Origin of the sequence: Bacteroides mucinivorans (genome assembly GCF_034654355.2) — a bacterium.
Classification (GTDB): domain Bacteria; phylum Bacteroidota; class Bacteroidia; order Bacteroidales; family Bacteroidaceae; genus Bacteroides; species Bacteroides nordii.
In genome coordinates, this window is sequence record NZ_CP178179.1 from 658,851 (window position 1) to 671,048 (window position 12,198).

The following is a 12,198-nucleotide window of genomic DNA, read 5'->3' on the forward strand; positions in this document are numbered from 1 at the left end:
ATTAATGGCTTGTCGTTTAAGGCTTTACTCGAGTTAGGCCTTTTCGGCAATCGGTTAATTTATTAATGAATTATTTTTTCTTGTCGATAGTTACTACATTTTCTTCGTCAAACGAATACTCTATCGGATGTATACGTGACATTATTCGCAAGATCTCTTCCAAAGGTTCATGACGTAACGTAAATGTGTATCTGAACTGATCTTTTATTTTAGGCGAAAGGTTGATTTTCACATTATACCATTTTGAAAGAAATAGGGAAATCTCTTCTAAATTTTTATTCCGGAATATGATCTGATCATTAGCCCAGGAAACCGCTAGATTTACATTCCCTTTTTCAATTTGTATTCCTTGATTGCGCTTATTATAAGTTGCTATTTCACCGGGACGTAACATTCGTTGCTCTTTTGCCGTTTCTAAAGAAACAGACCCTTTTTGTAAACTGACATAGATGTTATCTGACTCGGGAAAAGCCTCCACATTAAATTTAGTTCCATGCACCACAACTCTAACACCGTCCATTTGTACGATAAAGGGATTGTTTTTATCGTGAGTTACATCAAAATAGGCTTCCCCGGTTACATTTACCACTCTTTCTTTTACCTTAAAGTTGGTATTATAGCTTAATGATGTTTTGGAATGGGCCCAGGCAGTTGTTCCGTCAGGCAACACGATTTTTGATTTCCCTCCCCAATTGGTATAAGTTTGTTGAGCTACTTCCGGGCGTCCTACTTTTATGCCGAAATAAAAAGAGGCAGATGCAAATAAAACGGCCAGAATACAAGCTGCGGCTACATACTTACGCATGAAAATTATAGCTTTATGCTTGTTATCAGTAGTTTTATTACCTTCATCTTTGGGTTTGTTCAAGGACTCTGTTTGTTCTTTTTCATTCATACGGCGCATTAATTCATTCCAGCATGAATCTGTATCGACCGTATAACCAACAGCTTTGGCGCGTACCTGCTTCCAGACTTCCTGAAGTTCTTCAAAAAGTCCTTTATGTTCTGCAACAGACAACCATTTTTCAAAGAGTTGTTCGTCACTGGCAGTTAATTCGCCTTTTAATTTAGAGATAATTAAATCCCATGGGATGTTCCTTTTCATATACCGTTTTTAGCTGTTTACAATATAATGACACAAGAATCCGAACATACCCTTACTCACAAATACTTTTTTTTTAAAATTATTTTTTTGTATGTTTGTAAACCAAATCCAACTCTCCTTTATTATGAACGATATATTTCTGTTACGATTACTGAAATCTGGTGACAGACAGGCGTTTAAACTGCTGTTTGACACTTATTTTGAAGCATTGTGTCGTTTCATGTATATCTATCTGGATAATAAACAGGATGCAGAAGAGATAGCAATTGATATTTTTATGTATCTCTGGGAAAATAGGGAGAAGATTGAAATTAAGCTGACTTTTAAAGGATATTTGTTTCAGGCTGCCCGAAATCGTTGTTTGAACGCCCTGCGAGATCGTAAGAGTACGCTGGCGATAGATGATATAAGTGGAAGCGAGATTCCCCAGGCGGATATGAACAATTCATTGGAGATGGAGGAATTAAGTAAATTGATAGAAGAGGCTGTTTTATCTTTACCTGGCAGATGTCATGAGATCTTTGTGAAGAGCCGTGAAGAGAAGTTGACTAATCAGGAAATAGCCGATGAAATGAATATATCCGTGAAGACAGTAGAAGCTCAGATAACCAAGGCTCTTAAGCGTATCCGCGAGTTTTTGGGAGAACAATATTATTACCTGTTTTAGTGCCGCTGGCATTCGGACCAAAGTACTATTGATATTTAGACCTCAAAAAACGGTTGCACTTTATTCAAATGCAACCGTTTTTTAAAAGGGGATAGTTTCTATTTTAAAAATCAACCTTTATAACATTCATATTCTTGTCTACTAATATTCCATCCTCAGCTTTCAGATTGAACTTTACAGGTCGTTTGGCTCTGAACTTTAAAATGATTAACTCTTCATTTCCTTCCAGGTAAGGCTTCTCTCCCAAGTTGACAAAAGTGGGATAAAGTGCTTTTGTCCCGTTGGTGTGTAACCGGTCGTAAGTAAGGTTTTTCATTTCTTTCATATTGGGAGTTTCTACTGCAACAAATTCCCAATCTTTTGTATCGTAAGGCAATGCAAAACTAAGAGCATTTACAGATTGTAAATTGATTCCTTTCACGATGACCTCCATAATTTCATCTGCACGATAGGTTTGTTTGGTAGTCCGGATACTCAGATTGCCTGCAACCGGAGGAGTAGCCTGTCTGCTTACTCCGTCTTCCAACTCAATGGCTACTGCGGAGATATCGTATGCATCGATTAATCCGTTGTTGTTCAGGTCTCCTTTACTGACATAGTCGAAGTCGGCATCTCCTTTACGCAGGCCGGTATAGTTCATATAGGATGTCAGATCATTTTCATCCAGTTTTCCATCCAGGTTTATATCACCTGGGATGTAGCTTTCGGAACCGGGAACTTTGAATACATACAATTCGCGTCCGGAACCGAAATTACCCACGGCTTCGCTGACTGCAATTTTTATATATCGGGCTACAGGCTGGTCTTTGAAGATAAATGCTTTTACATCATTACCTTGCCATTCAAATGCTCCGGCCTCCTGCCAGTCGACTTTATCCCTGCTGTAATATACAATACCTTTCTGTAGGGTTCCGTTACCTCCATTCTGGCGAGGCAGGTATTCGAATTTATCTAATACGTTGATGCTTCTTAAATCCATGATGAGTTCGAATGGAACGGCACTACTTTGCCATTTGGTATGCCAGAGGTCAGATTCATCAAAATTGAACATTCTGTCAATTCCTTGTCTTCTTTGGTTCTCACAAGTCGTTTCGGCCTGGATACCTGTAATGGCAAATTCCAGTGGGTTGGATTTTGTGGTAGCTGTAACTGTACTCCAGTCTGATTTTCCGTCCTTGTTTACAGCACGTAGCTTGAATTCGTACGTTGTTTCGGGAGTCAGATCCTCAAACAACAGTTCCGTATCCCGGATGGTAGTGTAGTTCATGCCGTTATATGCTATCTCGTAATAATCGGCATTTTCTACTCTATCCCATGAAGGAGTAAGTGAATAAGGTCCTGTATGCGGTTCTGTTATTTGTATTTTGGGGGCTGTGAGTGTACCTGTGGATTGCAGATAGCGATTCGCTGGCTGGTATACAAATCCCTTAACTTCTACTTCTATGGGATTTAGTGTAATATCGGTAGAAGCCAGTTTGATGTGCAAAACCGGATTTTTGATGATGGTTTTATTGGCAAAACTTGTTCCGGGAGTTGCAAACGAGTTCATATTTGGTTCAGTTTCGTAGTAATATACATTCTCTCCTTTATCGAAACTATTTGAGGAGGTAACCTCGACTAACTTCACCTTTTTGTTTCCTTGTCTGGCTGTTATTTTTTGAGGTTTCGCGGTTACGTTTATTCTCAATACGGTTACTTTCTCTTTTTCCATTTCCGGAAAACTACCAGTAGTGGGGGCAATGGTAACTTTAACTTTGTCCTTGTCTACATTTGAAGTTATCAGTGTTGCAGTTGCTGCTCCGTTGCGATAAGCTTCGGTAGTACCGTCATCGTCGTATTCGGTGAACGAACTGTTTCCGTAAGGATACAAATCGTATATTCGTAAGTGTTTATCTGTTTGGTTCACATTGTTGTGGGGGGGTGTCATTGGCAGAATTGCTCCTTGTTTGATGAAAACCGGAAGCTTCCAAAGCGGAGTGTCGAAATTGTTAATAATGCAATCTCCTGCATATTGTTCTCCTGTAAAATAATCGATCCAGTTTCCTTCCGGAAGATAAATACCATTTCGTACATCGTTACCTTCTTCATCTGCTTTTGTATTTTGATAAACGGGGGCTACCAGTACGGATGGGCCATACATAAATTGATAACGGGTAGCTGTTCCCAAAGTATATTTGTTGGGATATTCAAGAAACATAGCCCGAATCATTGGTTTGCCATCTACCGCTTCTTTGGCGATACTATAGGCATAAGGCATAAATTCGGATTTCATTTTCAGATACCAGCGGTTGATAGAAGCTGCCGGTTCGCCCAAGATATGTGGATATTTGGGATTAGCTCCCCATCCATCCATGTTCAATTGCATTGGAGTGAAAGTTTTCCATTGGAAATCGCGTATATTGACCGGTACATTTTTCCCTCCGAATATACCATCCATATCCGAACAAATGTTAGGTTGTCCCGAAAGACCGGAACCTATATAAGTCGGGATGTGAAAACGGATATACTCCCATTCACCGCCGGTCTGGTCACCTGACCATATACCGGCATAGCGCTGGGTACCTGCCCAGCCGTCCAGTGAAATAATGAAGGGGCGGGCATTGTTGCCATAATAAGGCATGATGGTACCTACATCTGCTACACCATTTAGTCCGAATGAGTAACCTGCACCTACCCATGCGACATCGGTTTTCAGTACACGTACACCGGCATCGCGCACCTCTTTTACAATATCACGTTGCAGGAGGGCCTCGATACCTGCTTTGGGGTGTAAATCAGATTGTGTCCACAAGCCAATTTCCACTCCATGTTTGCGTGCATAATCACCGAACTCTTTTAAATTCCGGATGTTTCCATCCAATGTTCCGGTTTGTCCGTATCCTGCACCATAGCCATCATTGGGGAGAACCCATCCCAGTGGCATATCATATGCATTATAACGGTCGATGACAGCACGGGCCGAGAATTGATAATTGTTTTTCTCACCATTCAATGATTCTTTAATACCTCCATTGTCTTTTTGGCTTTCTTTATATTTTTTGCCATCCTCAAAAAGAATCCCCTTTTCGTCTTCTTTCCAATAGTCGCGATTGTAGGCATTCAGATGACCTTCATAAAATCCGAATTTGGGTAACAGAACCGGGTTGCCGGTCAACTGGTAAAAATCGTTCAATAAAGCTACCGGAGTACTATTTATCATGAAAAATAAATCCAGATAGTCCGTATCATGAGATAGTTGTACGATGCCCTTTTGTGTGGCACCAAAATCGTATTTACCTTTTTTGAATGTATGCCACATTACTCCGTATCCGTTTGTCGACCAGTAGTAGGGGGTTGGTGAAGCCACTCCACCATCTGTCCAGTTATTCGTATTTTCGATGGCAATAACCTTTCCTTTATGTGAAAATCGTCCGTTTTGTACCCCGCCGCCATAAAAATATTCTTCAGGATTCTCTTTCAATGAAAGTTTGGTATGCTTTCCGGAAAACTCTATCGGTGTTGTGGTTTCTGTTATTACTTTGTTCTCTATAAGGTTTATTATTTTGAATAATCCCGTCTGCTTGTCTATGGATATCCGGACGCGATTGGTAGCAATGTCAATGATCCCGTTTTTATCGTTCAATGTTATTTGTCCTGCTTGCTTTCGGGGAGTGTTAACTAAGATCTGTGCTTCCGGGCTTGCCTGAGGATCGCGGATGATACCTCCGGAATTATCCTGAAACATACGGAAAATGTTGGCTCCATAAAAATCAAAACTCAGCAGTGTTGTGTCAGAATACAAGACCTCTACGGTAGTAGGATTGATCATTCGTGCACCCATGATGGCTGGCTGAGGGTGGGATACTACTTGGGGAAAGTTTGTTTTTTCACATAGAGCATGCATTGTGATTGGTGCATGACTTAATGAAATCGTTAGAGCCAGAAGGACTACTCTACTCTGTCTCATACCTCGAAACGTTTTTTTCATGATCGTTTTGTGTATTAAATTAAGTTTCTGTATTTTATTGTTTTCTACTAAAATACAGAATAAGAAAATATAGAAAATTAGATGTTGCAAAAGTAATGCTCTATTTTATTTTTGAAAACTATTCTGCGTGTGTTTTTCTTTTGTATACAATTATTGTGTTATTTTTGCAGTATGGTCAACTTGTCGTTCATGGTTTATTTTAAAGCTAAACTTCTTATCACTTTATGATGAATTGTTTTTTAATTCATTGATAATCAGTGCTTATGAAAGTGTACGTTTTGGTTATACAAGAATGTACACCTTTGCATAGCAAGAATGTACACTCTTGTTATGTAAAAGTGTACATTCTTATCATGCAGGAAGCCGCATTGAATATCAAACTTATAATATTGGTTGATTTTCTATTACAATATTCTGTGAAAACCTAGTGGCTCTTTGTAAGTCTATGTAAATTCTTATGATTATTCAATCCGTTGCTCGTAGAGGAAAGGGGCGTTTCTCTACGACAAACGAGTCGAAACTCGTAGAGGAACGCTTCATTTGTCTGCGAGAAAAAAAAATATTTATATAACATATTGATGTACAGTGTTTTGTGAGTGAGTCTGATTGTAGCGTTTTTTCTTGGTTTTAAGAATTACATTTAGATTTCTCAGTTTATTCGCTGTTTCTTAATATTTACAAATTTCAATGTGCTATTTATATGAATACTCATTCCGAGAACTAATGTTTGCTATAGTCATCCTGGTAGTAACGTTTATCTGTCTCTATGTAGCAGGTAGCATCAATACCAGCCTGAAGCAAATGTTCTGTAATTTCTTTCAGTTTTCTACGCGGAACCCTTCCTATATAATATAGATAATAGTTATAGCCTTGGTCCAATACCTCCATATTGTATGTGAAAGTTCGTTCACGGGCATAATCAAAATTTACTTTCCGCAGGCTATTATAAGGAAAAGTCACGGTTCGTCCGATGCTATGTACTGTGAGGTTATCATTATTGAGCGTCAGATATCCAAAGCGGGTGAGTAGTGCATACAGCAGAAAAGCACTGAGAGTAAGGGAGAGTATTCCCGGAATAATTCCCCATAATATGCCCGATACAATCATCTTACATCCTAATATAGCAAATACAATAAATAAAGAGGTAAAATAAAGGAGATACAAAGACGAACGGCAGTATTTCTTTTCAGGAATGGTTATTCCTGCTTCTCTTTTTCCCGGTTTATAGTTATCGAAGGGTATCCCCCGGGATAACAAATAGTGGATAATGGCTGTTGGATGGCGATATAAAGGAAGATAGATTACTTTCGTTGTACCTTTATTCAAGTGTAAAGTGAGTACTCCGGCACCATATTTGTCTTTTGATATCAGGTTACTTTTACGTGGCATCTGATAATATCGTTTCATAAAACTAAAACTCCCGATATCATGAAGTCCTACACCGTTGCGTTGCAACAGTCTTTCGGCCTGTTTTTGTTCCTTTGATGTCATTTTCATTTTTTTAATTCCGGATAACTGATACGTGTGTGGTAAATCGTTTTCAATTTTTCTTTGAATACAGCTTTTACAGTTGCAATATCCTTGAAAGTGATGGGGCATTCTTTGAAATATCCCTCCTCAATCTGAGAATCGATTATCTTTTCTACCAGGTTACTGATACTTTCTTCTGTGTATTCGGGCAAACTACGTGAGGCTGCTTCTACAGCATCCGCCATCATCAGTATGGCAGTTTCTTTGGAGAAAGGATTAGGGCCCGGATAGGTGAACTTTTCGTCATCAGGTTCTTCACCGGGATGTTCGTTTTTCCAGGATATGTAGAAGAATCTTGTTTTACCTCGTCCGTGATGAGTGCTGATAAAATCTTTTATAACTTTTGGAAGGTTGTATTTCTCTGCCAGTTTAAGGCCATCCGTTACATGATTGATGACGACTTGTGCACTCTGTTCGTAATTCAGATTTTTGTGTGGGTTGATTCCTCCGGATTGATTTTCGGTGAAGAATGCCGGATTTTCCATTTTGCCGATGTCGTGATATAAGGCACCGGTACGTACCAACTGGCTTTTAGCTCCAATGCGGATGGCTGCCTCTGCGGCAAGATTGGCTACTTGCATAGAGTGCTGGAATGTACCGGGTACTGTTTCGGACATTTGGCGGAGCAGGTCATTGTTGATATTTGATAGTTCCACCAGAGTTACATTAGAGGTGAATCCGAATGTTTTTTCCAGGAGGAACAATAATGGATAGGCAAATAATAATAAAATGCCATTAATAATAAAATAGGTATACATTCTTACGTTTAACTTTGCGAGGTCATTTTCTGTTATCAGTTCAAATGCAAAGTAAACGGCTGCATAAGTGAGTATTACCAGGAGAGCAGTGCGAAACAGTTGAGACCTCTGTGAAAGTTCCCGCAAACTGAAGATAGCCACCAGGCCTGCTGCCAGCTGTGTTAATATAAATTCATGAGGAAACCGCAATGCTATCGAACAAATCAGTATCGTAATGACATGCGTCAGAAAAGCGGTTCGGGAATCGAGAAATACCCGTATGATAATGGGGAGCATGGCATATGGCAGGATATACACATTAAATATACTATGCGTCACCATTAGTGCAGTGATTACGCTGTAGAATACAATTAATATGAATAGTAGTGATAAACTGCCTTTTCGTTGATAGTAGTCTTTCCGGAAGAGCTCCAGATAAAGCATAAAGCAAAGAGTGAGAATACTGACAAAGAGTATTTGACCTACCAGTATAAGTTGCTTCTGCCCCAGCGATTCACTCCGTTTAATCGACTCTTTCCGGAGAGACTCTAATATGCTGTATGTTTTCGGACTGACAATTTCACCACGGTCAATGATTTTCTGTCCGCTCACTACCACTCCACTGGTCCATGAGTAGTTGTCCAGAATGTCTTCTTTTACCGTTTGTGTACGTTTCTGGTCATAAGTCAGGTTGGGAGATATATATTCGTTGAGAGCGCATTGGCGTAGGATGTCCCGGCTGTAATGGGCTGTATCGGCAGAAAGCAGATGTTCATATGCTTCCTTTAAGGTATAGAGATTGGCAGTAAGTTGTGATTCAGCCATTTTATCATCTATTTTCATTATGGCTGTTGTGCTGTCTTTATCCAGTTTCTGAGCATCTTCTGTCGAAACAATGCCGGCAGTATAAATATCTTTCAACGTTCGTTCAATATAACGGATATAATCATAGGAAGGTAGAATTCCTTTAAGATGATTCTGATAATTCTCTTTTAATTTGATGAGTGCATCTTTTTCTACATCCTTATTTAATTGATAATAAGGTTGAAAGGAGGCAAGCAGACTGTCTTGTTCTCGTTTTACTACTGCATCATCTTTGTAAATGGGAAAGCCGAATGTAGCTATCAACTGCCCATATCTCCAAGGTTTGTTAGTGTCAAACTGATAGTTGAATTTGTTATCACGGGGTAGGAAGTATACAATAACTGTTACCGTAGCTACAAATATCAGTGCTTTGTATAATAAATCTCTGTAGGAGAAGCTGTTTTTTTTCTTGAGATGATTCATATCCTTTGAATTTTTTGCGAAAAGTACAAAAAAAAACAATCGTGTGGAAAAAAAAGTTTAATTTTGCCACGATTTACCTATACTAACGCAAATTATGGCAGAAAGAAAAGTAAGAGTTCGCTTTGCTCCGAGTCCTACGGGAGCATTGCACATCGGTGGTGTGCGTACAGCTTTGTATAATTATCTCTTTGCTCGTCAGCATGGAGGGGATATGATTTTCCGCATTGAAGATACTGATTCAAACCGTTTTGTACCCGGTGCAGAAGAATATATCCTTGAATCTTTCAAATGGCTTGGAATTCATTTTGATGAAGGAGTGAGTTTTGGAGGAGAGCATGGTCCATACCGCCAATCTGAACGCCGCGAAATATACAAGAAGTATGTAAAAGTACTGCTAGACACTGGCAAGGCCTATATTGCTTTTGATACTCCCGAAGAATTGGATGCTAAGCGTGCTGAAATAGCAAATTTTCAATATGACGCCTTTACACGGGGGATGATGCGTAACTCATTGACTCTTTCAAAAGATGAAGTGGATGCGTTGATTGCTGAAGGCAAACAATACGTGGTCCGTTTTAAAATAGAACCCAATGAGGATGTGCATGTTAATGATCTCATCCGGGGTGAAGTGATTATTAATTCATCTATTCTGGATGATAAAGTACTTTATAAATCGGCCGATGAACTCCCCACTTATCATCTGGCAAACATCGTGGACGACCATTTGATGGAAGTTTCTCATGTGATCCGTGGTGAAGAATGGTTGCCTTCTGCGCCTTTGCACGTATTACTTTACCGTGCTTTCGGCTGGGAAGATACAATGCCTGCATTTGCTCACCTGCCTTTGTTGCTTAAACCTGAAGGTAATGGTAAATTGAGTAAACGTGACGGTGATCGTCTTGGCTTTCCGGTATTCCCGCTCGAATGGCACGACCCAAAGACAGGCGAGGTGTCATCTGGTTATCGTGAAGCCGGTTATTTGCCCGAAGCAGTGATTAATTTCCTTGCTTTGCTGGGATGGAATCCTGGTAATGATCAGGAAGTGATGTCAATGGATGAACTAATCCGGCTTTTTGATTTGCATCGTTGCAGTAAGTCGGGTGCTAAATTTGACTATAAAAAAGGCATCTGGTTCAATCATCAGTATATTCAACAGAAATCCAATGAGGAAATAGCTGAGCTCTTTATTCCTATCTTGAAAGAGCATGGTGTGGAAGCTCCCTTTGAAAAGGTGGTGACTGTGGTAGGTATGATGAAAGACCGTGTAAGTTTTGTGCGTGAGTTATGGGATGTTTGCAGCTTTTTCTTTGTTGCACCTGCAGAATATGACGAAAAGACGGTGAAAAAGCGCTGGAAGGAAGATTCTGCTAAGTGTATGACCGAGTTGGCAGAAGTGTTGGCTGGTATTGATGATTTCAGCATCGAAGGACAAGAGAAAATTGTGATGGACTGGATTGCGGAAAAGGAGTATCATACCGGTAATATTATGAATGCATTCCGTCTGACATTGGTTGGAGAAGGCAAAGGTCCGCATATGTTCGATATTTCCTGGGTATTGGGTAAGGAAGAAACTGTGGCTCGTATGAAACGCGCTGTAGAGGTTCTGAAGTAATACAATACATACGCGATATGCTCTACGATCTGGCAATAGTCATTTACGACATTGTAGTCCATCTGGCCGCCCCATTTAGTCGGAAACCCCGAAAAATGATGAAAGGCCATTGGGTGGTGTATGAACTTCTCCGTCAGCAGGTGGAGAAGGATGCCCGTTATATCTGGTTTCATGCTGCATCTTTGGGTGAGTTTGAACAGGGACGGCCTCTTATTGAAAAAATCAGGGAAAAATATCCGGATTATAAGATACTTCTTACCTTCTTTTCTCCTTCAGGATATGAAGTTCGTAAGAACTACCGGGGAGCGGATATCGTTTGCTACTTACCATTCGATAAACCTCGTAATGTGAAGAAGTTTTTGGATATCGTGAATCCCTGTATGGCATTTTTTATAAAATATGAATTCTGGAAGAACTATCTGGATGAAATGCATAAACGCCGTATTCCGGTATATAGTGTTTCTTCTATTTTTCGCCGGGATCAGATCTTTTTCAAATGGTATGGTGGAACGTATCGTAATGTGCTGAAAGACTTCGATCATCTGTTTGTGCAGAATGAAACTTCGAAACGTTATTTGTCAAAGATAGGTATTACACGTGTGACAGTAGTAGGTGATACTCGTTTTGACCGTGTGTTGCAAATACGTGAAGAGGCTAAAGATCTGCCATTGGTCAAGATGTTTAAGGGGCAGTCTTTGACTTTTGTCGCCGGAAGTTCTTGGGGGCCTGACGAGGATCTGTTTTTGGAATATTTCAATAGCCATCCGGAAATGAAGCTTATTATTGCTCCACACGTTATTGATGAAAATCATTTGGTAGAAATTATCAGTAAGTTGAAACGTCCGTATGTACGTTATACTCGTGCCGACGAAAAGAATGTGTTGAAAGCGGACTGCCTGTTAATCGACTGCTATGGATTGTTGTCGTCTATTTATCGTTATGGAGAGATTGCCTATATTGGAGGTGGTTTTGGAGTAGGTATCCATAATACACTGGAAGCAGCTGTTTATGGTATTCCTGTAGTGTTTGGCCCTAAATATCAGAAATTTATGGAGGCTGTGCAATTATTGGAAGCAAAGGGTGCTTACTCTATCAAGAATTATGAAGAGTTGCAAAGTCTGTTGGACAAGATGCTTTCCGACGAGGTTTTCCTACGCGAAACCGGAGCCAATGCCGGATATTACGTTACAAGTAATGCCGGGGCAACCGATCGGATACTACATATGATTAACTTTTAGGTAAGAGTCTGCTTAGATTTTGCTCAAAACAAACTGGATAAAAACTTTTATGAGG

7 protein-coding genes are annotated in these 12,198 nt (G+C 39.9%); 3 read left to right on the top strand and 4 right to left on the bottom strand.

The features are described 5' to 3' along the window. Positions 1–70: 70 nt before the first annotated feature. Complete coding sequence (locus VCM39_RS02200) at positions 71–1,105, bottom strand: FecR family protein (protein ID WP_221649220.1); 1,035 nt, start codon at positions 1,103–1,105, stop codon at positions 71–73. Between the two features lie 124 nt (positions 1,106–1,229). On the opposite strand from VCM39_RS02200, the gene VCM39_RS02205 reads away from it, so the two are divergent. Continuing rightward, on the top strand, positions 1,230–1,772 hold the full coding sequence (locus VCM39_RS02205) for an RNA polymerase sigma-70 factor (protein WP_322933514.1): 543 nt from the start codon (positions 1,230–1,232) through the stop codon (positions 1,770–1,772). A gap of 103 nt (positions 1,773–1,875) precedes the next feature. Here the strand turns inward: VCM39_RS02205 and VCM39_RS02210 are convergent, their stop codons facing one another. From VCM39_RS02210 to VCM39_RS02220, 3 genes are all read right to left on the bottom strand, one after another. Next, complete coding sequence (locus VCM39_RS02210) at positions 1,876–5,739, bottom strand: TIM-barrel domain-containing protein (protein ID WP_323674013.1); 3,864 nt, start codon at positions 5,737–5,739, stop codon at positions 1,876–1,878. 720 nt (positions 5,740–6,459) lie between these two features. After that, positions 6,460–7,236: a hypothetical protein gene (locus VCM39_RS02215; protein ID WP_322933516.1), complete on the bottom strand. Its 777-nt coding sequence runs from the start codon at positions 7,234–7,236 to the stop codon at positions 6,460–6,462. Beyond that, positions 7,233–9,293 carry an HD family phosphohydrolase gene (locus tag VCM39_RS02220; RefSeq protein ID WP_002558095.1) on the bottom strand — a complete coding sequence of 687 codons (2,061 nt, stop codon included), beginning with the start codon at positions 9,291–9,293 and terminating at the stop codon, positions 7,233–7,235. Before VCM39_RS02220 ends, VCM39_RS02215 begins: the two co-directional genes overlap by 4 nt. Before the next feature lie 94 nt (positions 9,294–9,387). On the opposite strand from VCM39_RS02220, the gene gltX reads away from it, so the two are divergent. Both gltX and VCM39_RS02230 read left to right on the top strand, forming a co-directional pair. After that, positions 9,388–10,905 carry a glutamate--tRNA ligase gene (gltX, locus tag VCM39_RS02225; RefSeq protein WP_322933517.1) on the top strand — a complete coding sequence of 506 codons (1,518 nt, stop codon included), beginning with the start codon at positions 9,388–9,390 and terminating at the stop codon, positions 10,903–10,905. Between the two features lie 17 nt (positions 10,906–10,922). Next, positions 10,923–12,143 carry a 3-deoxy-D-manno-octulosonic acid transferase gene (locus VCM39_RS02230; protein ID WP_002558093.1) on the top strand — a complete coding sequence of 407 codons (1,221 nt, stop codon included), beginning with the start codon at positions 10,923–10,925 and terminating at the stop codon, positions 12,141–12,143. Positions 12,144–12,198 lie beyond the last annotated feature (55 nt).